Raw genomic sequence first — 23,571 nt, 5'->3', positions numbered from 1 at the left:
TCGATCCCGGCACCACCGGACCAGAACGCCCGAGTCGGCGTTGCGGTAGATCCCGTGCTGCGCGGCCAGGGGTGGTCTCCTCACAGTGCCGGAGTGAGCGGGCCCGGTGTGCCGGCCGCGAGACCACCGCGGCGGATGTCGCCGGGGGCGGGCCTCGCGGCGGGATGGGTGACGTGTTCGGCGGAGTCCAGCAGCCAGGGCACGCTGGTGACCATCACTCCGGGGGTGTACAGCAACCGGCCCTTCAGGCGCAGGGCGCTCTGGTTGTGCAGCAGGTGTTCCCACCAGTGCCCGACGACGTACTCGGGGATGTAGATGGTGATCACCTCGCGGGGGTTGTCCCGGCGGATGGTTTTGACATAGTTGATGATCGGCCGGGTCACCTCCCGGTAGGGGGACGCGAGCACCTTCAGCGGCACCGGCATACTCTGCTTGTCCCACTCCTTCTGCAGTCGGGGGGTGTCGTCGCTCTGCACGGTGACGGCCTCGAGGATCGAGGGCCGGGTGGCGCGGGCATAGGCGAGGGCGCGGGCGGCCGGTTTGTGCAGCTGGGAGATCAGGACGATGGCGTGCACCCGGGAGGGCAGGTCGAAGCTGTCCTCGTCGAGGACGAGCGCGGCGGCCACCCGGTCGTAGTGCCGGCGGATGGCCTTCATCATCACGAAGAGGATCGGCATCGCGATCACCACCAGGTAGGCGCCCTGAGTGAACTTGGTGGCGGTCACGATGATCAGCACCAACCCGGTGAGGGCGCAGCCGACACCGTTGACGGTGCGCCGCACCCGGATACGGTGCCGCTCGGCCCGGTCCGGTTCGGCGCGCAGCAGCCGGTTCCAGTGCCGCACCATCCCGGCCTGGCTGAGGGTGAAGGAGGTGAACACCCCGAGGATGTAGAGCTGGATCAGGTGGGTGACCGAGGCGTCGAAGACGACGATCAGGATGCCGGCGGCCAAGGCCAGCAGGATGATGCCGTTGCTGAACGCGAGCCGGTCGCCGCGGGTGTTGAGCTGGCGGGGTAGGTAGCGGTCGCGGGCCAGGATCGAGGCGAGCAGCGGGAACCCGTTGTAGGCGGTGTTCGCGGCCAGGATCAGGATCAGCACGGTGGCGGCCTGGATGTAGAAGAACCCGACGTTGGTGGTCCCCCCGAACACCGCGGCCGCGATCTGCGCGATCACGGTGCGCTGCGGATCGGTGTCACAGTTTCCGGTGAAACCAATCAGGTCACAGGTGTGTTCCGCGATGCGAACCTTGCTGATGATGGCCAGTGCGGTGATGCCGGCGAACATCACGATCGCGGTAGCCCCCATCGCGACAAGGGTCTTGGCGGCATTGGCGCTCTTGGGTTTCCGGAAGGCGGGGACCCCGTTGGAGATGGCCTCGACCCCGGTCAGCGCGGTGCAGCCGGAGGAGAAGGCGCGCAGGGCGAAGAACACCAGCGCCAGCCCGGTGAACCCGGAGTGTTCCGGGGTGATCGAGTAGGCGGCGCTCTCGGCGACCGGTGCGTCCCCGAGTAGCACCCGGATCAGGCCGGTGACGATCAGGACGAGGACGCCGGCGATGAATCCGTAGGTCGGGACGGCGAAGGTTTTGCCGGATTCGCGGACCCCGCGCAGGTTCATCGCGGTCAACAGGATCACGAAGCCGACCGCCAGTTCGACCCGATGCGGATTGAGTGAGGGTAGCGCGGAGATGAGGTTGTCCACTCCGGCGGCCACCGACACCGCCACGGTCATCACGTAGTCGACGAGCAGGGCAGCGGCGACCGTCAACCCGGCGGACGGCCCCAGGTTACGGTTCGCGACCTCGTAGGATCCGCCGCCGCTGGGGTAGGCGAAGACCACCTGCCGGTAGGACAGCACCACCACCGCCAGCAGCACCACCACCCCGGCCGCCAGATAGGGGGTGAGGTACAGGTACGCCAGCCCGCCCAGGGAGAGGACCAGCAGAATTTCCTGGGTGGCGTAGGCCACCGACGAGAGGGGGTCGGAGGCGAAGATCGGCAGCGCCAGCCGCTTGGACAGCAACTGGTCACCGAGATGCTCACTGCGCAGCGCACGCCCCAGAATCAGGCGCCGCGCCGCATGTACGGCTTTGGACACCGCCGAAGCCTAGACGCGGTTCGGGACTGCGCTCGGCTGCCGGGGCGTAAGGATTTCGCTAAGATATTTCGCTTCGCGCGCCGGTGGGCGACGCGACCTGCCGACTATCCGCGCCAGGCTGTAGTCGACCGGTCACCGATCCCATCCCGATGCCATGACCGCATCACCTCGGGAAGCTGTGCGCCAATCGATTTCGCGAATAACCCGTACCCCTTCTTCCCGTTCTGCCGCCGCAGGCCGACGCTGATCTGTACCTGTTGGTTTCTCGTGCGGGAAAGGATGCTCTCTGGTGGGCGATCTCGTGGTCACCGTCGTGATGGTCGGTTCCTTCGTCGGAGCCGCACCGATGATCCGGTACCTCAACACCCGGCCTGCCCGGCCCGGGCCAGCTCGCGTGCCGACTGCGGGCTCATCCGGGACCGGCCGGGCCGCCGACTCCCCCCACCGGTGATCCGTCCGGTACCTCTGGTGATGTCGTGTCGGGAGGGGGCACCATGCGATCCCGGTCGCCCCGTTCGTCACCGACTGCGGCACAAGGGTTATCAGGGTGTTCCTAGCTGTAATGGAGGGGGTACCGGGGATCCCCGGATGCGCCCTCGGTGGGGCGTCGCCGTTCTCCTCACCGGAGGGCAGGTCGACGACCATGGTCAGGCCCCCACCGGGGGTGTCGGTGGCGGTGATCGTTCCGCCCATGGCCTCGACGAACCCGCGAACCACCGACAGGCCCAGGCCGATCCCGGTGGTGTTGTCCCGGTCACCGAGCCGTTGAAACGGTGCGAAGACGGCGTCCTCGGCGTCGCGGGGGATCCCCGGGCCGCGGTCGGCGACGGTAATAGTGGCGCGCGTCCCGGACCGGGCCGCCCCGATCCGGACCGGGCAGTCGTCGGCGTAGCCCAACGCATTGTCGGCCAGGTTCGCCATAACTCGTTCGAGCAGTCCCGGGTCGGCGAGCACCGACACCGCACCCACGTCGACGTGAATCCGGTCGGGGCCGGCACGCCCGTATCCGGGGGTACCGCGCCCGACCCCGACCAACGCCCGATGCACGATCTCGTCGACATACACCGGTTTCAGGACCGGGCGGATAGCCCCGGCCGCCAGGCGGGAGGAGTCGAGTAGGTTGCCGACCAGATCGGTCAGCTGGTCGGCAGACTCGTCGGCGGTGGCCAGGAGTTCGGCGGTGTCCTCGGGAGAATTCCACGTCCTGGCTTCGCAGGCTGGAGACGGCGAACTTGATCGCGGCCAGTGGGGTGCGCAGGTCGTGGCTGACCGCGGACAGGAGGGAGCGGCGCAGCCGGTCCGCCGCGGCCAACGCCCGGGCCTCGCCAGCCTCGTCGGCCAGTTGCTGCTGCCGCAGCAACATCACCGCCTGATTGGCGACCGCGGACAACACCCGGCGGTCGTGCCCAGGCAGCTCCCGGCCGGTCAGCACCAGCGCGTATTCCCCATCAGCGGCCTCGCAGACCGTGTCCGCCGCCGCCTCGGTCACCGGGGCGGCGCCCACCGAGCACACCGGGTCTCCGCGGTGCAGGACGGTCACCCCGCGTCGGCCGTAGGTTTCCCGAACCCGGTCGAGCAGAGCCGCAAGGTCGCTGCCATGGAGCACCGACCCGGCGAACAGGTTGAGCAGCTCCCGCCTCGCGGGAGGCGCGGCGCGCCTGCCGGGTCCGCCGGGCAGCGGCATCCACTAGTGCCGCCACCGCCACCGCCACCGCCACCGCCACCAGCAGCAACACCACCAGGGTGAGCAAGTTGTCCGGTTCGGCGATGGTGAAGGTGTGCACCGGCGGGATGAAGAAGTAGTTCAGCAGCAGCCCGGACACGATCGCCGACAGGGCCGCCGGCGCCACCCCGCCGAGCAGCGCCACCACGAAGAACAGGGCGCTCACCCCGGAGGTGCCGAGCCGATCCCCGGGCAGCGACATCAGCGCCGACGCGGCCGCTGGCAGGGCGACCGCGGCCAGCCAGCTCGCGGCGATCCGCGGCCCCGTGCCGACGACCGGCACCCGCCACCGCCGGTTCGCGTGCGGGTGGGTGACCATGTGTACGTCGATGGGACCCGATTCGCGGACCACGGTGGCGCCGATGCCCTCCTCGAATATCCGGGCCAGCCGCGAGTGGCGGGAGGTTCCGAGCACCAGCTGGGTGGCGTTGACCGAGCGGGCGAATTCGAGCAGCGCGTCGGGCACGTCGTCACCGACTATGGTGTGCACACTCGCCCCGAGATCGGTCGCGAGTCGGCGGATCGTGGCCATGGTGGCCGCGGACACCCCGGCCAACCCGTCCCCGCGGACCACGTGCACCACCAGCAATTCCGCGCTAGCCTTCGACGCGATCCGGCTGGCCCGCCGAACCAGGGTCTCCGATTCCGGGCCACCGGTGACCGCGACGACCACCCGCTCCCGAGCCTCCCAGAGGTCGGTGATCTCCTGATCGGCCCGGTATTTGGCCAGGGCCGCATCGACCGTATCGCCCGCACCGGCCGACGCGCACGCCCCAGCGTGCCCGCGCGGGAGTTTCGAGTTCTGGGCTGAGATGACGAGTCCGGCGTCCTCACCTGAGCCCAGCAGACCCGTCCATGCCCCTGACAGTATCGACATGAGAGACGGCGGCGGATACGCAACGGGAGACGCGCGATGAGTTACGGTCAGGACGTACCCCGCGAAGCGCGCGAACTCATCACCCTCGCTCGGATGTGGATTCCCTACGGCGGAGTTCCTGCAGAGCTGGTCTTCCAGACTTTCGGAATCACCGAGCACCAGTTCGTCGACAGGCTATGGGCGGCAGTCCTGGATGCGCACTGCGACCCACACCTTGTCCGTGCGCTTTCGTCCGTCAATCCGCGCCGTCGGTCACCCTGGGGAGCACCCACAAAGCGAGGTAGCTCACCGGCCTGAGCAGCAGACAGCGCCCTGAACCGCCGATCCGCACTGTTCGAGGTGATCTGATTGGGGAGGCCCGCGAGGTGCAATCGGTTGTCGGGCAATGAGGTGCACCTCGCACTATTCACGGGCGCCGAATTATCGCCGTTGCCCGCTGTGGGGCGGCGGCGACACCACCGGCGATCGCGGTGGTGATTGCAACTGGGGCGATGGCTGCGACAATTCGAACGGTGGTGTGTCTCGACCCATGGTGATCACCGGCGCTCTGGTCCGTGGCCCGGTTTCGCAGCGGAGGGCGAAGCGAAACCTTGGCGTGCCGCCAGTGCGCCCGCGAATGTGGTGCTGCCGATGGTGAGGAGGGCACCGAGGATCAGCGCCGAGGGTTCACCGGGCTGCAGGATATGCGTTTGCTCTCCGATTGTCGCCGCCGCGACCGGGACACCCAGCTGAGCCGAGGCCAATGCGGCAAGGGCCAGTGGCTGCCCGAGAAAGCGTATCGCGCAGTGAACGGTCACCGCTGCGAGTCCGAGCGCGACGCCGAGCAGGATCAGCGACGGGTGCGCGCGGAGGTCGCGCAGGTTCAGCGAGGCGCCCAGCCACACGAAGAACAGGGGACCGAGGAACCCTTCGGTAATCGAGAACAGCTGCTTGGCCAGGCGCCGCGGTTCGCCCACGCCCGCGACGGCCAGCCCGAGCGCGAAACCGGCGAGCATGATCGATACGTGGGTGTGAACGGCCAGCGCCGCGAGGGCGAACAGCACGCCGAGGTTGATCCGCAGCTCCAGCGCGAAGCGGCGGTCCTTCGATTCCTGGTGCAGACTGTGCAGCCAGCCGCGGCCGTCCGCATACTTCAGGAACGTGTAGAACAGTGCCGCCGATGCCGCGACGGCGGCAGCACCTATCGCGGCGCGGGGGGCCTGGGCGGGGTTGATCACGAGTGGAAGAGCGATGATGCACGCGGTGTCTGCGACCGCGACCTGGGCCATGGTCTGCACTACCGGGGTGCCCTCGAGCCGCAACGAGTCGATCAGCGGAAGTACCAGGGCGGCCGACGACGACGCGATGAGGACCGCGTACAGGGCCGCATGGCCGGTGCCGAATGCCCGGGCGATCCCGAACCCGGCTGCCGCCGCGAGGACCCCGACGATTGCGGCCCGCGCGGTGCCCTTTGCGAGAGCCGGCCGGATGGTCGCATCGCGGACGGGTACATGGGTGCCGGCAACGAACATGATCAGCGCGAATCCGATGTCCGCGAGAAAGGTGAAGGTGGGATCTTCCGGGTGGATCCATCGGAGGCCCGTCGTGCCCAGAAGAATCCCTACGAGCAACTCACCGAGCATCACCGGCAGGTGCCACCCCCGACGAACCGCGAGCAAGGGACCGGCTAGGGCGGCTGCCGAGATCAGGGCGAGGATCTCGAACGACATCGGTGGACCTCAGCTCGTCGGCGGCAAGCTCGTCAGCCGGCACGGAATCTGCGTGTTCTCATCGGTGTGATAGCTCGCGCACACGCGGTGATACCCATCTGCCACTTCGAGCGCGGTGCCTGCCGCGAGATCGCCACGCACGAGCAGGATGGGTGAAAGGGGTGTGCCGTCTGCGATCTTCCGCAGGTCGGCGGCCACATGCGCGTTGTCCGGAGGCAGCAACCGCAGCCGCGAGGCGCGCAGGATGTCCTTGGCCTTGTGGAGTGTGACCGGAGCCGTCCTCAAACCCGCCACGATACGTTCGACGGTACCTCGGGAGGTGAGCAGATCCAGGTACGCGGCAGCCGCCGGGTAATCATGTTCCTCGGGCGCCTCGCGCCACCGCACTTTCGGCATGCGGAGATTGTCCCTCACCGGGGACGCAGATCCCCGCGATTCGCGAGCGCGTGGACGACGAAACGGCGGATGAATCAGATGCGAGTTTTCCGTCGCTGAGCGTGCCGCCTCACCACCCGCCTGATCCGCGGCGGCGCGCACCCCACAACCCGGCCATGGTCGCCGCCCTCGAACAATCCGGTCACCTCGCCGGCCACCGCGGATCCGAACGCACCCGCCGCCTCGCCAACATCACCACCTCGGCGCCGAACACACCGCCGCCGACACACCACCCCGCTACATCGTCCCAATCAGCCGCGGACTCAATAACATCGGCCCTGCGACGGACACTCGCCACAACAGAGGTCGGACGCGAATCAAGATCAACGGCCATCTGACATGCGCGATACCGAAGCAGCTCGACCAACCGAGCGCCGGTGGCGATCGTCAGGTCGGCGGATGAAGGACCCGGACCGACCGCGGAAGCGGCTGTACCGCAATACCGCAACGCCTCGCCGCCGACACTAAAGACTCCGGGCGCGGGTCCACCGGCCAGGACACCTCACCGGCCGGACCGAATACCACGGCCGCATTCGCGGCCTGGCCCGTGGTGAACCGCGTCTGGTACCGGATGCCGTCGAACTCAACATCGAACGCCGCCGCCCACGCCCGGGGAACGTCGTACGGTGTCATCGAACACAACTCCCGGGTCAGCCCGAACCCGGCGGCCGCGTCGGCGCAGGTGTCCGCGAGGTCATGGGTGCCCGGTACCCGCAGCGTCGACAGCATCCGCTCGGCCGCGAAGTCGTGGGCGATCACCCCGAGCGAGGCCAACGCCTCCCCACCGTCTCCCGGATCGCCGTCGCCTCATCGAATGCGACATAGCACGTGCCCCGCGGCGCGGACAGATCGAATCGTCCACCACCGGACGAGGAGAACCACCACGGCCCATTCGAGACCCGGTGACCACGCGTGACCTGCCTCCTGCCGGTCACTACCAGCGCACGGAACCCGGCGAAGCCGTTGCCACAGGCGACGACCGTGGCCTGCTGGGCGACGGTCGGCGGGGTGAGGTAGCGCGCGGGTTGGTGCCGATCCGCCCCACACGCGGTGACGACGATCCAGCTGAATCCGATCGGTTCGCGCTGGGACAGAGTTACACCGTCGATGCGTATCCGATAGTGCGTGCGGCGGTACGGAGGATCGGCCGCACCCTCGGGTGATCGAGTGGTCGAGCGAACTCGAGGTCGGCGGGGAACGAGTCGGCGGCGGGGTTCCACAGGACGACGTTCGGACGGCCGGTCATGCAGCACTGCAGCCAGTGCTCGTATACGAGATACCCGGCAAGCGAACTATGCTCGGAATGCTGGTCCCGAAACGCTGTCTGGCGTGATGTAGAACCCACGGGGACCATCTGGAGCTACACCGTGTACGAGCGCGCATTGCATCCTGAGTTGAAGGACGCCGTCCCGTAGACGGTTGCGTTGATCGAACTCGCTGCCGGGCAGGTCATTCCAGGGCGCATCCTGTGCGACGAGGACAGCACACCGACAATCGGTGACCGTGTGACGGCCCTATTCACCGACATCGACCGACACGCCCGCGAAGGCCGGCCAGGCCATCACCATCAGCGTCGACGCGGACGGCAACCTCACCGGCCCCATTCCCGACAGCCGAGAGAACACGGTGGTCGTGGTGGCTGCCGCCTGCGGGGTCTGGCACTCACCGCCGGCACCGTCCTCTTATTGACGGCACTCGCCCACAGACGAGATAGCCTCGAGCGACGTCACGTACTCCATCCCCCGTCGGGCGGACCGCCCACATCATCCGGCGGTAATTGTGCCGGCGATGGTCGAACGCCATTGCGTTCGAGGCACCAGCGGGATGACGTGCCGTCTCGGCCCGCATACCGCGCACGATCAGTTCGGGACCCGCGGCAATCGTGCGAGGCTGTTCAGCTCGTCGAGAACCTGATCGACAGCGGTGGTCGGGAGACGGACATCCTCGCCTTCCGACGCCCGGAGACGAACACGAACGATGGCGAGCATGCGAGTTCACGCTCGAGGTCGGCTGCAGTCCGCGCGCTCACGGTCTCATCCTGCCACGAGCGGGCGGCGATCAGAATTGTGCCGATGCCACGAACCGATCCACTCGGCGTACGGGCCCAGGACCCGGAATTGACGAATGGAGGGCAGGCCTGTCCCCACCGGTTGCAGGCGGACTGTAAACCCGAATTCACTTCGCTGCCCGAAGAGTTCACTGCACGTCACCGGTCGGCCGTAGACCATGACCGGATATCGGGCAGCGGGCGCGGCGGCTCGGGCGAGTCCGGTCGCGACGCGAACGGCCACACCACAAGCACCGCGGCGCCCACGCCCAGACACCAGCACCGCATTCAGGACTCGACCGGGAGCTCTATCTCCCGAATCGTGGACCGCCGATCGGGACCGGTGCCGCGCCGTCGGCATCGGTGACGATGCCGAGCTCGCGACCCAGACCCGTGTTGGCGCAGAACATGATCGAACGCGCGCGACGCGAAGGTGCGGTTCGCGTGGCTCACCGTGGACGAGGCCTACGGGCCGATGAATTCCCTGCGGGTCTGGCTCAAGGAAACGAGATGCGTCGTACATGCTGGCCACGGCCGGGGCGACGACGTGTTCACCTGGACGGGCGCAGCGGCCGGGCGGACGAGATGATCGCCGCGGGTCCGCCGAAGCAGTGCCGCCGAATCTCCGGCGACGGCACGGGCGGACCACACGAGCATTCCTGGGTGCGGGTGCCGATGTGCATCGCGTGGGCGCCGGACGTAGGCACTGGCTGCCTGCGAGGCGCGGCCGAGTTCGGCGAGCTCGTCGACCGTGACCGCGAGTGCCTCAGCGGCCATGAGGGCGCGGGCCGCTGTGTGGGGCGTGAGGAAGCAGCCTTGCGGCGACATGCACCTCTCACTGAGGGCTGCCCTTGTCTTTCCAAACTCGACGACACACGTAATTCGGATCGCGAGTCGAGTTACCGAATCGCGATAGGTCAGCATCCAGACCGTAAATGATCTTGAATGGTCGGCTCATCCACGCGAAAGAATGACATTCATGGAATTTCCCGCGAGGAAGCGACGCGGCGGAGACACGATCGGAAGATCGGGTACAGCGAAAAGAGGTCCGCAGGTGACCTACGAACCCCATTTCCGCCACCAAAGAGCCAATTCAAGCCTCTGGCAGCGCTACTAGCCGCTGAGCGACCCAGCAGAACCCGAGAAGAAGTCGAGGGCGCCGAGAAGGGTGGAGACGTTCGAGAAGAAGTCCGCCAAGAAAGCGAGGTCCATTTGTAACTCCAGTTCGATTGTTCAGAGAATCGTGACACACGGCACACGATGTGAATATTTATACCGGCCCGATAACAATTCCGCAACGACACATTGCGGCCAACCAGCAACGAGTGGCATCCGCCCCCGGAAGCGCAGACAGGGGCGAACCCGGCACCCCGGGACGTAGTCACTTCGGACCAGAGCTCGAATACCCGATCCGCTGACCCGGTGAACGAGGTGCACCCGGACACACGATCGAAATGGTGGAGTTCCATACCGCGGCGTACTCCGGCAGATCAGCCTCCTCTCACGCTCAGGTCGGTGACGCAGCAGTCTTCCCGGCACACACCTGGAGCAATGGCACATCCCGCGGTACGTATGCAAGCACGCAGTTCTGCGGGCCCCACACCCCACGGCCGATCTAGGCCAGCCGCGGCGGCGCGCTCATCGAGACCGACTCCACCCCGTCGCCGCGGCGCAGCAGCCTCCTGGCGGGAACGACACCCGGACGCTGCCCGGCATCGGCCATTTTGACCCCGACGACACCGGGGCTCACGCACCCGCACCGGTGCGCTTGAAGCAGATCCGGTCAGCCGGCCGCACTCATCCGCCGTCGTGACCTTGCGGTCGACGGCGACGTCCGGAAGGCGCACTTATCGGTCTGCGGGGAGCATTCACAGGTCGTGTTGGCAGGCTGAGCGGACTAATCCTGACGGTCGGGCGATCCGGTGACGGGAACGTCGGTGCGGGCCGCCCGGATCCGCATCATGGCGGGGTGCCGGGTGGTCGGCATGATCCCCGGCAGCAGGAACCCCCACATCTCGTCGACCCGCTGCTCGAGGTCCGCGCGATGGGTCAGGACCTGGGACACGGTCTGGACTCCGGTGAACGCGCCAATGACGAACCGCGCGAACGTCGGTGGGTCGATGGTGTCGACAAGGTCGCCCTCGGCGACCGCGCGGGCCGCCAACGTTTGACAGGCGGCGATCCAATCCAGGTATGGGCCCGCGGGGCCACGGTCGTCGGCGCTGAGCTCGAGGGTGATGCGGATCCCGGCCCGCACGATCGGGTCCTGCACGATCTGCCGGGCCATCTCGTGGCAGAGCATCACGATCTGCTCGATCGCCGACGCCTCCTGCGCGGCGATCGCCTGCACCGCGGAGATGGAGATCCGGTGCTGCTCGGCGATGATGTGCCGGGCCAAATCCTCCTTCGACCGGAAATGAAAGTACAAGGCCCCCTTCGTCATGCCCGCCGCCTCGAGGATCTCGACGAGACTGGCACCCTCGAACCCGGACTTGTCGAACATTTCCGCTGCCCCGCGGACGATCTGCGCCCGGGTCACCGCCGCCCGTTGCTGTTGCACCATCTACCGCACCTTCCGTGCCCTTCGCCGCTGCAGCCCTTGGTCAAGATTGGGAGCGACGTCGCCCCGGGGACTTTCGATCGCACCCCTGCAGCCTGCGCGACGCTACCACCGGCACCGGTGCGCCTCACCTCCGGAAAAGACCGGCGTCCACCTGCATGTGCACCGATACCCGCTCACACGAAAAACAGACCAGCGTGCCGCTTCTTCGGTGGGCGCCGCCGGTCCGCGCCAGCGCCATCGCGGCTCCGCCGTGTGTCACTATCGGTGGTCGCGGTACTGCTCGGCGACCTCGTCGGTGTCCCGGGCCAGCCAGGTCAGCTCCCCCACCGATTCATTCCCGGGCAGGAGCAGATCCGCCCATCGGCGCTGCGGCCCGCGAACACATACCAATGCCAACCCGGAATCCGACAACGTCTGCCACAGCTGCTCACCCGCCGACGACGCCATGTCACCCATTCAACCGCACCACACCACACCACACTGACACGAGAAGCAGACCGGGAAGTCCGTCCTCGAATACCCGCCACACCGCGCGCTGTACACCACACGCCGACGACCTCGCTGCGCCCGGACGAGCGGGGTACGGGAGAATTGGTAGCAGGCGAGCCGACCGGTCAGGCGCCGAATCCGCCCGGCCAGAAACAACACTCGCACTCGAATGCGTGATGCCAACGCGGACGTGCTTGCACCGACGGCCGCCAGCCGCAAGTATCGCCCACCCAGAAAATCATGTGGCGTGGATCACATTGCAGCGATTGGGGCGGGCGTCGGGTCTACCATTTCCTCGCACCGGAACACGAAGAAGCAGGTCGATAACGCAACACGGCGCAAGCCGAACCTGTACTGGCTAGCAGCGATTGGTGCACATACCGCGCCTAATTCCGTCGGTCCGGTCGATAATTTCACACGCAGCACATCCGAGGAGACATCAGCGACGCCGACCACCCAGGTACACCAACGCGGAACCGCGCTTCTCGACTGGAGCGCGTCCCACCCCTTCGCGACGCGCAGTGCATGAGGAGCGCGGTCAGGGCTCACGCGGCGGGTACCTGTTGTATGTCCCGGCGAGGCCCGGCCGGAGCGGACTACACTCCGACCGGGCCGCTTCGGCCCAACTTGGGCGTGACCGCATCAAGGGAATTCTGTAGCGCGTATATCACAGCGGCCGACGTGATTTCATCTTCGTTGAACTGTCAGCTGCGGGTTCGCAGGTTGAGGGCTCAGCCCGCCCCGCACCGACGGCCACGAGCCACCACACGCACTCCCGCAATGTAGTCGCCTTCACCCGACACAGATCAGGACCCCCACGACCGCTACTGCGACCAGCGAGGCGCCGCCGCAGATCAACCACGCCCGCGTCGCCAACTGCCGCCACCGATCACACCGCTCGTCCACACCCGCGACGCCGACCGAACCCACCGGATTCGGATGGGACGCCCGGGACTCCGCAAGGCGGCGGACCCTCGCGTCCGCTCGTGCCGCCACACCCAACGAGACGGGAACCACCAGAAGCATCACCACCAGCAGAGCAACCATGAGGCTTACGCCGGTCCCGAACATCATCGTCCCTTCCACAGCAAATAGGGCCCGTCACGGGTATCGCGTGTTGATTAACGGCCACGCGGAGCCACGGGCACAACCACGCCCCTGTCAGCTCTATCGCCGAACTGCCACCGAGTGTTTCACTGGCCGCCATCGGCGCAAGGCCATGGGTCGGTGCGGGCCTACACGCCGGGCATCGGGAACTTCCACACCGCCACCACAACTACGCCCATGATCAGTCCGGCGTACAGAACAGTGCCAACCACACCGACCCGCAACGTATTCAGCAGACTGGCGCCCAGGTTCTCGGTAATCCGTGCCATGACAACTCTTCTCTCACGTGCAGATAATTTTCGGCTGCCACGTCGAATGGCGGCGTACCAGCTACCTTGGACCGACTTCGACACCTGCACATTGGCCGAACTACCTACACCCATACCCGTGTTCGGGTCTGGAGGTTTGGGTCTCAGCTCAGGGTTGCAACCGAACATCCCCGAGCGCCAGGCTTCGCCCACATATTCAGCTGTGTTCTACGTCACAGTCTTGGTGCCTGAGCTGTGTCGCCCAAGCATTTCGCGTCGCAAGCACAGTTTATGCGGGGTTGCCTGCCCGCCCGCCGGTAGTGATCCGGCTGGGTCGTTGGTCGTCGGCGACATCTGTCGGTGAGCGGCTCGCCGCAGATACTCGATTGCGCAGAACAGCTGCTCATCACGACTGGACACGCTGCAGCACAGAACAATCGGTAAATGAAACGGAACTGCCCACCTAACCTCTCGCTGTCGAAGCCCGCCGGCACTGCTGCGGCGAAGCAGAACAAAATGGGTCCGGTAGCGCACCGTGTCGCTGGATCACGCAGATCGCCCTCGGAAACTCCATCCGGATCGTGCACGCACCGCAGCACGCCTCGCCGAAATCACACTTACTGGTCGGTAATCCGGAGATGCGAAAAATACTGCAATGGCATGGATCACACTCCCTGGACTTCCCTGCGCCGGCTCACGAACATCAATTGTGCGCTGCTCGTTACTACGTGCAGATTGTCCGTGTAGCGCCCCTGCCAGCTGATCTACATCGTTGGCAGGGGCTGCGCTTGGCTGCGCCACAACACATCAACCGTGTCACCGCCGCTGTTCGCACCTTGTGACGCGGCGCCCCTCGGCTCAAACATGTCACCTCCGAGCGAGTCACCCCTTGCCCAAGTCTCGTTCGCGTAGTTCCGTGCGCCCATTCTCGGCGCCCCTTCACACGAATTGGGCAGACGTTTCCGATTCGTACTCCGGCGACGGTGACGGCGGGGTGGGTGTGTGCGGCCGGGTCATCGGCCAACATCCAGGCGAGGGTGTTCTCGGCCGGTGGTGCACGCCATCGACATCCGGGTTCGCGGCGAGGATCTCGGCGATCCACCGACGAGTGTGCAAATACCCCGAGGGGTCGCACGTGGACGTGCCATGCCCCGCGTTGCTCCGGGAGCCCGAACCCGGTCACACCCCCGACCCAGGCCATGCGGATCTCGACCCTATGGACGGCCCCGGGCACGAAAACAGGTATGTCTACCGGTCGTTCTGCCGTCGTCGGACGGACATTACGCGAGGAGTGTGGGAGTCGCACAACCCCCGAATCCTGCAAGTCGAGGCCCCCGATGCACGATCAGTTCCACCGCGATCAGCTCCCCCGCTCCCCTCTCGTCGCACGCGAGCCTTCACCATCCGCTGCTGCGATCAGTGCCACACCATGCCCGCCGCCGACGCGCCCATATGCTCGTCGTGCCGCAGCACCGAACCGGGCAAGATTCCCTCGTCGGGAACGACACGATCATGTCGTGGACGGTCATCGAGCTGTCGCCCCGTTGGACGGGCACCGACATCACCCCCGTCACGGGCACGATCGTCGCGGACGACGATCGGACCGTCGGGCATACGCCTGGGTCGACGACTCCCTCGCGCAGGGTGCCCGGGGCAAGATCCGCGTCCGCTATGACCGGATGATTCCGGGCGAGTCGGATCCGCTGTTGGTGCGGGCCTCGTCATCGCCAATCCGACCACCGATCCGTGTGTGCTGTCGCCGACCGCGCCGTTCTTCCGCACCATGCCCGTGCCCTGACGGCCTTCCCGAAAGGCGAGCCTGACGCCACCAGCGACCGGCAGACAGAGTCCCGCTACTTCCGGACCCCGACAGTCAGCCGTGAAGAAATCATCACGCCTAGCCAGCTCGGCCACCAAGAACAAGCGGCCTACAGACAGCCCGTCGACGCCGCCAAGAAGAGAGAACCCAATTGAGAAGGCTTTACGGGTATGTTGCGTGTCTCGCCGTCACCCTCGGCGCATTCCTTGTCAACGCGCCGGCGGCATCAGCCACCGGTGTCGTGTCCAACGGCATCGCGTGGACCGACGACCTGAACCCGGTACCGCACCCGCCCGGCATCATCGAGTTCTGCACGATGGGCGTCGTCGGTACCGACTTGTTCGGCAACAAGATCGGCATCTCCGCCGCCCACTGTGTCGACGGCACACCCGACGGTGCACCCGTCTACCGCTACGCGCCGACCGGACCGCGGGAACACATCGGGAACATCGCCTACCGCAGTCCCGGCGGCGGGACCGGCGTCGACTGGGTGGTCCTCTACCTCAACGCTGACGCGGTACTCACATCGAATGGTCCCAGTGCCCGGGTCGACGGAATCGGCGCCTCCAACCCGGTCGGTCCCCATTGCAAGGACGGGGCCGGTACCGGCGTCCATTGCGGGTCGATCACCGCGCAGAACACGACACGCTTCTACAGCAACGCCCAATCAGGTGGTGGTGACTCCGGTGGTCCCGTACTGCAGAACAACACCGAGATCGTGGGCATGGTCCGCGGATTCGACACAGCGCTGTTCGCGTTCGAGTACATCAAGTTCGCTGCCGTCCTCGACGGCATCAACGCCCAACCCAACCCCGTCGGGAAGGGCTTCGTCGTCACCAACAACTGATATGGGGTGCAGACTCGCCAAGAGGACCGCAGGAGGTGGACGTCCGGGACCGTCAGCGCGCTACCAGATCTGCTGCACGATCAGCCACAGCCATTCCCGGACAGGTTGGGGAAACGGGCTGTAGTACAGCCACCAATTGTCCATTGGACATCCCTTCCGCGTGGGCGCCCCCGACGGTCCGTCGATCATACGTCCGACATCCCGACCACGACGATGGCGAATATGCACACGCCCTCGAGTTCGACTGGCAGGAGTTCGTGCCGGTGTTCAGCGGCGGCGGCGTCCCGTCTGCACCGCAGGTCCGGCCTGCGCGCTCAGGCCTCAGGTCGAATGGCAACCGACATCCCCATTTCCGTGTCGGTTTTCGGATGTCGCGCCGGGAGTTCGCCTGACCTCGACGACCAGTCGACAGCCGAAACCCGACACGACCGGCCGATACTTCCCTTCGTGCAGGGTGATCAGCGCTTCACTGCGTGTGACACTGGTGTTCTACGATCGCCGGCTACGAGCGGCCATCCGCTGGCCTGGGCCAACGCTTGGGAGGCGTACGGGGACCACCGAGATGGTGGTTTCAATAGTGCTGACGGGCCAGACCGGGCAGCCCGCCTTTCATCGGCAATTGCTCGGGGTCGGCAGGCGCCCCGGGCGCTCATACCGCCGGCGATGCGCGAGGATCACAGCGCAGGTCAGCCCGCAACTGAATGAACCGTGTGCCATGAATCCGAACATACTCGGCGGTACTGGAGCGAATTGAGCGCACTCAGCAGGCGCAACTCGTCTTGTTGCCGACCGCCGCCGCACTTGCGCATGCTGCGGGCGTCGCCTATTCGTAAGTACTGACGATGTGGGCGTTTCTCGTCGCCGGCCTCGGCACGCGCGAGTGGTGCCGGGCAGCGGCACCGTATCCATTCCAGCTTTGCGAGATAGTTTGGCACGTAGAGGAACCCAGCTAAACGAGCACTCCGGTTTCGACATCACAACCGAGGGTGCCCGTGACGACGTCCACTTCCCACCAATAGCGGCCTCTGCGAATCAGTCCCGTGAGAGGGAGGGGACGTGCCATCTTCACAGCTAGGTGGCCTGCATCCAGCCGTTGAACACGCCGCCACTGATCCCGGATCCACCCAATCGGGTGTTCGCACCCGCTACCGTTTCGGATATGGAGACCACCTTCCACGGACCGAGCCCGTGGCCGCCCATCACCCGCGCCGTCCGCACGCGCGGGCCCCGCCGTGCCGCGATCGCCCACCTCGGCCAAGACGCACCCACCCTGCTGCCGCTACGTGCCGGAGACGTCCTCGTCGTCAACGCCTCCCGCGCCGCGGTACGCGCACACCTGACCTCCCCGGTAGCACTCGCCTACTACCTGGACGCCGGAGTTCGGGTGCTGTCGTCGCCGAACCTGCACGCCAATGTCATCGCCTCCGACCGGCAGGCGGTCATCGGCTCCGCCAACGCCTCCCACAGCTCCACCATCGCCGACGAGGCGGTGGTCATCACCGACGACCCCCAGGTTGTCGCTGCCGTCCGGAAGTTCATCGACGGCATCGAGGAGATCACCGAGGTCGATCAGGCGTTCCTCGACAACGCCACCGCGCAATGGCAGATCGGGCGAGCAGTGCCGATCCCCGGCGTCAGCGGCCGCGGACAAGTCGACCCCGGGTTCCTGCCCGCCAAGATCACCCGAATGTTTTTGCGGCACATCGTCGAATATGAACCCAGCCCCACCGAACACCACACCTGGACCACCCAGGCCCGCCACCACCGCGCCCCTGCCGGGCCGGCCGCGAAATACCAGCTCGAATGGTTCCACCACGACAAGTCCGACACCCGCTTGAAGCAAGGTGACGTCCTGGTCTTCGTCACCGCCGACAACGAATGGATCTACCCGCCCGCGGTGGTGGATTCCGAGGCGATCGCGATCCCCCGCACGCCTGGCGCCATCGGTCACTTGCTGCGCAGCCGCACCGACCTCTCGCCCCTCCCGGTGCCGGACGCGGAACAAACCCTCGCCGACCTCGGACACCCCAATCCCCGGCTACGGGCCGATCACCGGATCGCCTCCGCCAGCCTGCGGACCGCTCTGCTCCAACTCTGGAACCTCTGAATCGTCCAGAGATTTATCCGCCTTCACCAGTGGGAACGACACGTCCCATCTGATCGGCGAGCCGCCTCATCGCGGACACCACCGGCCCCACCGGCAATGCTGGCAGGTCGCTTCCTCCGGTGGCGGTTCGCCGGTCCAACCCTGTGGGCCCGCGCCTGGCACCGGCTCACCCGAGTGGGGTCACGCCAGGGCCAGCACTCGGGAACGCGCCTCCAGGTAGCGGCCGAGAAGATCCAGCATCTCCGCATCCGGGTGCGCGAGTTCGGGAAGGTCCTTCGCGCCGATGATCGCCTGATCGACCGCGGCGACCTGCCGGCGGCACTCGCCGAGCACCTCCGGAGTGACGGCGGCGGCATCGAGCCGATCGGTGAGGTACCGAATCGACTGATCCAGACCCAGACCCGGGTTGCGGGTGCCGTTGCCGGCCCTGCGGGTTTCGACCATCTGCCACCACTGGTCCAGCTCGGCCAGCACCGTAGAATCGGCGACCGCGATCCTCAGCGCCCGGTCGATCGACTGCGGATCGGCGAGATCCACCTGGTCCATACCTGCTGCACGGGTGAGGATCTGGCCGAGCTGGTGGTTGGCGAGACCGTCGCCGCGGCTCCACCAGTACGACACCATCACATGCACCTTGCTCGCCGCGGCCAGCTCCCCCATCACACCCGTTCCCTTCAACGCAAGACGAAACCTTCGAGCCCATCCTCACAGCCCGGCAACCGCCCCCGAGTTCCGGGTCAGGGCTGTGGACCGGCGATTTCAGGCTGTGCGGCGAGAGGTGTGGGCCGCCGCACACATCGGGCACCACGTGCGCTCGCCGACGATCCACCCATTCGTCTCGGCGAACGCCACCGCCTCGGGCCGGCCTGCCAACGGAGCGGCGAAGGTGCGCTCGCACAGATCACATCGCACCGTCCAGCCGCGCCTGCCTGTGGATCGCACCAACGTATGAACAGTCATGTCACCCCCGCGACTTCGACACTGTGCCCACAGCATGGCACAACCCGTCCGAGAGTGGTGGACCACGCAGACCAGGGCCCCAGCCGTCACATCCGAATCATCACCCAAAAGACGAACAGGTCGTAGATGCCGTGCGTCATGATCGCCGGCCACAACGAGCGGGTGTCCAGGGACCGATCCAGGTAACCACTCAGCGCCGTGAGGACACTCGCGGTGCCGTATTCGACGTGGCTCCAGGAGAACCTCGTGTCGAGGCGGAGATCGGCCCCTCCGGCGTCATGGTCATGCCCGGGATCACCGAGGACACCGGCGGAGCGCCGAGTTCGAGACAGTTACCGTTCCCGGACTGCGTAAGTCAGATGGGTCACCCGCCGCGTCGGCTCCGCGCGGACCTGCTCCAGGGCCACGCGGCCCGCGTCCACGCCGTCGAACAGGCGAATTCCGGAGCCGAACAGTACGGGTGACAACGCGATCGAGAACTCGTCGATCGGGCCGGCGTTCACGTACTCCAGGATCGTCGCGCCGCCGCCCGCTATGCGGACGTCCCGGTTCCCGGCGGCCTCGCGGGCCTGGTCGAGTGCGGGCTCGATGCCGTCGTTGACGAAGTGGAAGGTGGTCCCACCCGGGCGCTCCCACGGGTCACGCTTCTCGTGCGTCACGACGAAGACCTGCGTGTGAAACGGCGCCTCCTCCGGCCACGCCTGCTCGCCCGCGTCGAACATGCGCTTGCCCATCACGCTCGCGCCGGTGCGCTCGAACGTCTCCTGCACGATGTCGTTGTCGCCCCCTTCCTCGCCGCCCTCGCCGAGCTTCGGGTTCTCCCTGAAGAACCGCTGCGGGAATATCCACTGCTGCAGCTCCATCCACTGCTATCCCATCAAGTCCCCGAGGGACTCGGGCGCGATGAATCCATCGAGCGACATCGACACGCTGAAGAACAGTTTCCCGGCCATCAGCCCTCCACTTCCTTCCGAACGATCTCGGCGACGTAGGCAGCCAGGTTGCTCAGGGTCTGCTGGCCGCCCTCGATCGCGTGGTACTTCTCGATCGCCTCGTCGCGCAGCTCCTTGGTGGGGAACAGGGTGTGCATCTCGATCCGGGTCGCCGCGGCGCCGTCGGACTCGAATGTCAAGACCGACTCGAAAGCGTTCGGGTCGCCGCGGGACTCACCATGTAGCAACGCGATCCGCTCCGGTGGGGCGATCTCTGTCCAGGAGATCCACTCCTGGTAGTCCGTACCGTCCGGTCCGTGCATCACGAAGTTCCACTCTCCGCCGACGCGGAACTCGAACGCTCGCGTGGTGGTGGTGAATCCATCCGGGCCCCACCACCGCGACAGGTGCCGGACTTCGGTGAACGCCTTGAACACCAGCTCCTGTGGGGCACTGATGACCCGGGTGATCACTATCTCGCGGTCGGCCGTGCCGTCGCCAACGGTTGCTCCTCGTACCGAACGCATCCGGGTTTCCCTTCGTGTGACTTTTCGTGTGGTGCTTGATCTGGGGTGTGCTGTGTTGCGTTGCTCCGGCGGAGCCGTCGTGCGGTGGTCGCTGACTGCGCCGGAGCCCCATCCTGTTGCCATCGGTCACTCCTCCTGCCTTGCCTGTTTGAGGTCGTGCACGTACGCGTCCAGCCGGTCGAACCTCTCGTTCCAGAACTGCTCGAACCCGCCGGTCCACTCGTGGACCGGTCGCAGCCCGCGGGCGTCAAGGCCGTACAGGCGCTGCTTGCCTGCCTTGCGGTCCCGCACCAGCCCGACCTCCCGGAGCACCCGCAGGTGTTTGGACGCCCCCGGCTGGGTCAACCCCAGCTCCTGGGCCAACTCGGTCACCGGCCGCTCACCCGCCCGCAGCAGTGCCAGGATCTCCCGGCGCTGCGGCTCAGCGATCGCGTTGAAGACGTCCGATGTCGTCGCTGCTCGTGCCATGAGAGCATCATATGCCGATATGGGTATGCGTCAAGCAGGAGCAGTTCAGACGGGGTCAGAACCCCTCCTTCTGTGTGGACTGTCGATGGTTCGTGCAGGTCAGAGCAGGTGGGCCCGGTTCAGCTCGGCAGCGAGGGCAGCGGGATCGCTCTCGGATTCCGCCCGCACTCACAACTCGCAGTATTCCGGCCCGGATCTCGTCGTCGTGGACCTCTTCCGCATGCGAGTAGACACGCATGATGCCCCACCGCCCCGGTGGGCCAGATGCTGCGGGTCGAGTCCCCGGTGGTTGCAATTGTGCAGGACACCGCCCTGATCGAAATCTGCGCCATAGGCATGTGCGACCCGTCCCGCCGTCATCACCGCCAGGATGGGGAGGCGAGGGGACAGCTTGGTGGCAAACGACCATGCACGGCCGTGCATGGTCGTGCGAGCAGAGTTCTAGCCGGTACGCCCGCGTCCGCTTCGGTGGTTACCGCTCTGCCGGACTAGGTGCAGAGGTCCTGCGAGACGAGTAGTTCCGGGCAGACTCGATCCCCGTGTCGTAGTTGTCGACATAGTTGGCGGCCGTATTGGTGTACTTCGAACCGATTGCTGCTGGGTCGTAGGCCATGAAGACGACGTCGGGCCGTCCGTTGTTGAAGTTCCGGTATGTGCTGTAGTTCCAGCCATCGGGTGCGTAGTCGTCGTTCCAGGCGAGGCGGGCGACCGGGACGAATCCCGATTGCGCGTAGATCTTGGGAAGCACTGTGTCGAAGCAATCCAGTCGGTGCCCGCCGATTTCGGTTGCCTGAGAGAGCAGCGCGTATGCCGCCCTTGGATGAGCACAATCGTTGTGCGCGAAGACGGAGACAACCTCATCGCCGTTGACTGCGACGCCGGCCTTCCCGTCGTCGGTGACGAGCATCCGCATTCCGCGGTACTCGTGAGTGTCGTAGACGTAGACAGAGGCCGCGTAGGGATTGTTGTTTCGGAGTGCGAGCATCTGCTCTCGATACAGGTCTGCGTCGCGTTGGTCGAGTTCGTACAGCGTTGGTGTGCTGACACCTTTTGCGGCCAGCCGCTCGCATATGGGCGATGAGAGAGTGTGTTCGGCGACGGGAGTGATCTCGCGGCCGGAGATCAGAATCCGAGGGCTTCGGCCTCCACGATCTCCGGGTCGGTCCAGTACTGCTCGATCTCCCGGCGCTTGCTGTCCGGCAGGTTCGGGCGCCACCCGTGTAGACGCCAGAACGATTCCCGTTGTTCCTGGGTCAGCATTGGTTCGTTGCTCATAGTGATTGTCCTTTGCAGTTGGGTCCTGCTGACCATTGTGCATCGCGTGTATCTGTTGTGCGCGCAACGCTTCAGCGGCGGCCATTCGTTGGTTGAGCAGGTTGCGAGCAGTGTCGTTGTTCTCGTGTGCGATTGCTTCGCGAAGTTCGTTCTGGCCGACTGGGGTGGAGTCGTACAGTGCGGCATGTTCTGCGACGGCGGCTTCGGCTCGACGAACGCGGTGCTTGAGGGTGTTGTTGTCGGGATCTTCAGCAAGTGCGTGGAGTGCATCGTTCAGTTTGGTGCGGGCGCGGATGAGTCGGATGCGCATGTGCGGGGAGCAGCGTGGCCCGGGTTTGGGTTGGCACATCAGTCGGCGGCCACTTTCGGAGTGCAGTGGGCGACGAGGGTTGCGAGCATGCTGGCGAGTGCGTCCACCTTGGCCGGGTTCGCGGCGCTCGGCGTTGCGAGGTACTGGTCGCGGCGAAGTTCGATCATCACGGCGGTCACCCGCGGGTCGTGCTGGTAGCGGTTGAGGGGGACATAGCACCCGGTGTATGGGGTGTTGGTGGCGATGTCGCCGAGCGGCGCGAAGGCGTCAAGGGCCTGTTCGCGGAGCCAGCCGGGGGTGTGGAAGTCGTCGGTGCCGAGGCAGAGCGCGGGGCGGGGCTTGTTGGGGTTCTCGAATCGGGAAGGGTGTCGCGGGTAGGAGTGGACGTCGATGATGACGGCTGCGCCGGTAGTGGCGATCCTGTCGTCGACCAGGCCGGTGAGTGCGGCGGTGTAGGGCTGGTAATAGGAGTCCATCAGTCGTTGCGCGTCCGCGGCGGGTTCGAGCCGGAGCAGCGCGCGGTTGCAGGTCCGGGTGTATACGGCTCCCCTGCCGACGGCGTTCATGGGCTCGTCGTCGCCGGGGAATCTTTCTGGGTCGATGACGAGGCGGGAAATTTGGTTGATGGCCAGCCAGGGTCGCGGGCGCCCGGATGCGAGGAGTTCCGCAGCACGTATGGCGATGTGATCTGTTGCAGTGTCGGTTGATTCGTCCAGCTCTAGCTGCAACTCGTCATTGCTCAGGAGTATTCCGGCACGGACCGTGTCGGGGATGGAGCGGGAGGCATGCGGGACGTGCAAGATGACCGGCGAATCCGCGTGGCCGGCCTGAATGTGGCAGGAGGTCATATTAGTTTCCTTGTTGAGTTCAGTTTCACCAAGCGTTGCGCGAGGTCGCCCGTGTCTTCTGATTTGCTGCAGGGTCGACTGATCGGTGAGTCTTCCTCCTCGGTGCCTTGCATAGGATCTCCTTCTTCGAGGCGCATGTGTCGAAGTCTTCGGTGGGTGCAGGCTGTTGCTGTGCTAACGC

At 66.1% G+C, this 23,571-nt stretch carries 19 protein-coding genes and 3 pseudogenes; 3 read left to right on the top strand and 19 right to left on the bottom strand.

The window, feature by feature from the left end; all coding sequences use genetic code 11:
* Positions 1–80: 80 nt before the first annotated feature.
* From RHA1_RS38965 to RHA1_RS49900, 7 genes and pseudogenes are all read right to left on the bottom strand, one after another.
* Complete coding sequence (locus tag RHA1_RS38965; RefSeq protein WP_011599456.1) at positions 81–2,099, bottom strand: APC family permease; 2,019 nt, start codon at positions 2,097–2,099, stop codon at positions 81–83.
* Positions 2,100–2,711: 612 nt separating this feature from the next.
* Positions 2,712–4,570 (bottom strand): annotated as a pseudogene (locus RHA1_RS47505) (ATP-binding protein); the annotation flags it as partial.
* A 665-nt stretch (positions 4,571–5,235) separates the two neighbouring features.
* A complete protein-coding gene (locus RHA1_RS38955; protein WP_011599452.1) occupies positions 5,236–6,408 on the bottom strand; it encodes a cation:proton antiporter in 1,173 nt (390 codons plus the stop codon).
* Between the two features lie 9 nt (positions 6,409–6,417).
* Positions 6,418–6,804: a hypothetical protein gene (locus RHA1_RS38950; RefSeq protein ID WP_011599451.1), complete on the bottom strand. Its 387-nt coding sequence runs from the start codon at positions 6,802–6,804 to the stop codon at positions 6,418–6,420.
* Between the two features lie 426 nt (positions 6,805–7,230).
* Positions 7,231–7,617, bottom strand: a complete 387-nt coding sequence (locus RHA1_RS49905; RefSeq protein WP_237727067.1) for a hypothetical protein — start codon at positions 7,615–7,617, stop codon at positions 7,231–7,233.
* Positions 7,599–7,778: an RES domain-containing protein gene (locus RHA1_RS52565; protein WP_105422456.1), complete on the bottom strand. Its 180-nt coding sequence runs from the start codon at positions 7,776–7,778 to the stop codon at positions 7,599–7,601. The genes RHA1_RS49905 and RHA1_RS52565 overlap by 19 nt, the downstream gene beginning before the upstream one ends.
* A 161-nt stretch (positions 7,779–7,939) precedes the next feature.
* Entirely contained in the window at positions 7,940–8,089 is a 150-nt protein-coding gene (locus RHA1_RS49900) for a hypothetical protein (RefSeq protein WP_237727094.1), read from the bottom strand.
* Between the two features lie 1,080 nt (positions 8,090–9,169).
* Between RHA1_RS49900 and RHA1_RS47475 the strand changes: the two are divergent.
* Positions 9,170–9,615 (top strand): annotated as a pseudogene (locus RHA1_RS47475) (transposase); the annotation flags it as partial.
* 890 nt (positions 9,616–10,505) lie between these two features.
* Here the strand turns inward: RHA1_RS47475 and RHA1_RS53045 are convergent.
* From RHA1_RS53045 to RHA1_RS50925, 5 genes are all read right to left on the bottom strand, one after another.
* Positions 10,506–10,640, bottom strand: a complete 135-nt coding sequence (locus RHA1_RS53045) for a hypothetical protein (RefSeq protein ID WP_257226498.1) — start codon at positions 10,638–10,640, stop codon at positions 10,506–10,508.
* Positions 10,641–10,787: 147 nt separating this feature from the next.
* A complete protein-coding gene (locus RHA1_RS38935) occupies positions 10,788–11,453 on the bottom strand; it encodes a ScbR family autoregulator-binding transcription factor (RefSeq protein WP_011599445.1) in 666 nt (221 codons plus the stop codon).
* 258 nt (positions 11,454–11,711) lie between these two features.
* The gene (locus RHA1_RS38930) at positions 11,712–11,909 is read right to left on the bottom strand and encodes a hypothetical protein (protein ID WP_237727066.1); all 198 of its coding nucleotides are present in this window, start codon (positions 11,907–11,909) and stop codon (positions 11,712–11,714) included.
* 825 nt (positions 11,910–12,734) lie between these two features.
* Positions 12,735–13,016 (bottom strand): hypothetical protein, encoded by a 282-nt coding sequence (locus RHA1_RS38925; protein ID WP_011599442.1) that lies wholly within the window; start codon positions 13,014–13,016, stop codon positions 12,735–12,737.
* A 161-nt stretch (positions 13,017–13,177) separates the two neighbouring features.
* Positions 13,178–13,318: a hypothetical protein gene (locus tag RHA1_RS50925; RefSeq protein ID WP_016880491.1), complete on the bottom strand. Its 141-nt coding sequence runs from the start codon at positions 13,316–13,318 to the stop codon at positions 13,178–13,180.
* Between the two features lie 1,949 nt (positions 13,319–15,267).
* On the opposite strand from RHA1_RS50925, the gene RHA1_RS38910 reads away from it, so the two are divergent.
* Positions 15,268–15,963, top strand: coding sequence for a chymotrypsin family serine protease (locus tag RHA1_RS38910; RefSeq protein WP_011599439.1), 696 nt, complete (start codon positions 15,268–15,270; stop codon positions 15,961–15,963).
* A gap of 1,159 nt (positions 15,964–17,122) precedes the next feature.
* A complete protein-coding gene (locus RHA1_RS38905) occupies positions 17,123–18,070 on the top strand; it encodes a phospholipase D-like domain-containing protein (protein ID WP_041813212.1) in 948 nt (315 codons plus the stop codon).
* Positions 18,071–18,250: 180 nt separating this feature from the next.
* On the opposite strand, the gene RHA1_RS38900 is transcribed toward RHA1_RS38905, so the two are convergent.
* The 7 genes and pseudogenes from RHA1_RS38900 to RHA1_RS38875 form a co-directional block, all read right to left on the bottom strand.
* Entirely contained in the window at positions 18,251–18,748 is a 498-nt protein-coding gene (locus tag RHA1_RS38900; protein WP_237727065.1) for a hypothetical protein, read from the bottom strand.
* A 614-nt stretch (positions 18,749–19,362) separates the two neighbouring features.
* A pseudogene (locus RHA1_RS38895) lies at positions 19,363–19,983 on the bottom strand (dihydrofolate reductase family protein).
* Positions 19,983–20,489 carry an SRPBCC family protein gene (locus RHA1_RS38890; RefSeq protein ID WP_011599432.1) on the bottom strand — a complete coding sequence of 169 codons (507 nt, stop codon included), beginning with the start codon at positions 20,487–20,489 and terminating at the stop codon, positions 19,983–19,985. Before RHA1_RS38890 ends, RHA1_RS38895 begins: the two are co-directional and overlap by 1 nt.
* 126 nt (positions 20,490–20,615) lie before the next feature.
* Positions 20,616–20,957, bottom strand: a complete 342-nt coding sequence (locus RHA1_RS38885; RefSeq protein ID WP_011599431.1) for an ArsR/SmtB family transcription factor — start codon at positions 20,955–20,957, stop codon at positions 20,616–20,618.
* A gap of 472 nt (positions 20,958–21,429) precedes the next feature.
* Entirely contained in the window at positions 21,430–21,942 is a 513-nt protein-coding gene (locus tag RHA1_RS38880; protein WP_016880497.1) for a hypothetical protein, read from the bottom strand.
* Between the two features lie 137 nt (positions 21,943–22,079).
* Positions 22,080–22,232: a hypothetical protein gene (locus RHA1_RS50920; RefSeq protein WP_020476729.1), complete on the bottom strand. Its 153-nt coding sequence runs from the start codon at positions 22,230–22,232 to the stop codon at positions 22,080–22,082.
* A gap of 348 nt (positions 22,233–22,580) precedes the next feature.
* A complete protein-coding gene (locus RHA1_RS38875) occupies positions 22,581–23,390 on the bottom strand; it encodes an N-formylglutamate amidohydrolase (RefSeq protein WP_011599428.1) in 810 nt (269 codons plus the stop codon).
* Positions 23,391–23,571: the final 181 nt, after the last annotated feature.

It is taken from the genome of Rhodococcus jostii RHA1 (assembly GCF_000014565.1).
Classification (GTDB): Bacteria; Actinomycetota; Actinomycetes; order Mycobacteriales; family Mycobacteriaceae; genus Rhodococcus_F; species Rhodococcus_F jostii_A.
The sequence above is the reverse complement of the archived record's forward strand: the minus strand, read 5'-3'. Positions and strand labels throughout refer to the sequence as shown.

Excerpts from the sequence above, each read along its gene's own strand:
- RHA1_RS38950 (WP_011599451.1), bottom strand. The coding sequence starts at position 6,804 with ATGCCGAAAGTGCGGTGGCGCGAGGCGCCCGAGGAACATGATTACCCG.
- RHA1_RS38890 (WP_011599432.1), bottom strand. The coding sequence starts at position 20,489 with ATGCGTTCGGTACGAGGAGCAACCGTTGGCGACGGCACGGCCGACCGC.
- RHA1_RS38875 (WP_011599428.1), bottom strand. The coding sequence starts at position 23,390 with ATGACCTCCTGCCACATTCAGGCCGGCCACGCGGATTCGCCGGTCATC.
- RHA1_RS38905 (WP_041813212.1), top strand. The coding sequence starts at position 17,123 with ATGGAGACCACCTTCCACGGACCGAGCCCGTGGCCGCCCATCACCCGC.
- RHA1_RS38955 (WP_011599452.1), bottom strand. The coding sequence starts at position 6,408 with ATGTCGTTCGAGATCCTCGCCCTGATCTCGGCAGCCGCCCTAGCCGGT.
- RHA1_RS38925 (WP_011599442.1), bottom strand. The coding sequence starts at position 13,016 with ATGATGTTCGGGACCGGCGTAAGCCTCATGGTTGCTCTGCTGGTGGTG.
- RHA1_RS38930 (WP_237727066.1), bottom strand. The coding sequence starts at position 11,909 with ATGGGTGACATGGCGTCGTCGGCGGGTGAGCAGCTGTGGCAGACGTTG.
- RHA1_RS38885 (WP_011599431.1), bottom strand. The coding sequence starts at position 20,957 with ATGGCACGAGCAGCGACGACATCGGACGTCTTCAACGCGATCGCTGAG.
- RHA1_RS50920 (WP_020476729.1), bottom strand. The coding sequence starts at position 22,232 with ATGAGCAACGAACCAATGCTGACCCAGGAACAACGGGAATCGTTCTGG.
- RHA1_RS38880 (WP_016880497.1), bottom strand. The coding sequence starts at position 21,942 with ATGCTCGCACTCCGAAACAACAATCCCTACGCGGCCTCTGTCTACGTC.
- RHA1_RS49900 (WP_237727094.1), bottom strand. The coding sequence starts at position 8,089 with ATGACCGGCCGTCCGAACGTCGTCCTGTGGAACCCCGCCGCCGACTCG.
- RHA1_RS50925 (WP_016880491.1), bottom strand. The coding sequence starts at position 13,318 with ATGGCACGGATTACCGAGAACCTGGGCGCCAGTCTGCTGAATACGTTG.
- RHA1_RS38935 (WP_011599445.1), bottom strand. The coding sequence starts at position 11,453 with ATGGTGCAACAGCAACGGGCGGCGGTGACCCGGGCGCAGATCGTCCGC.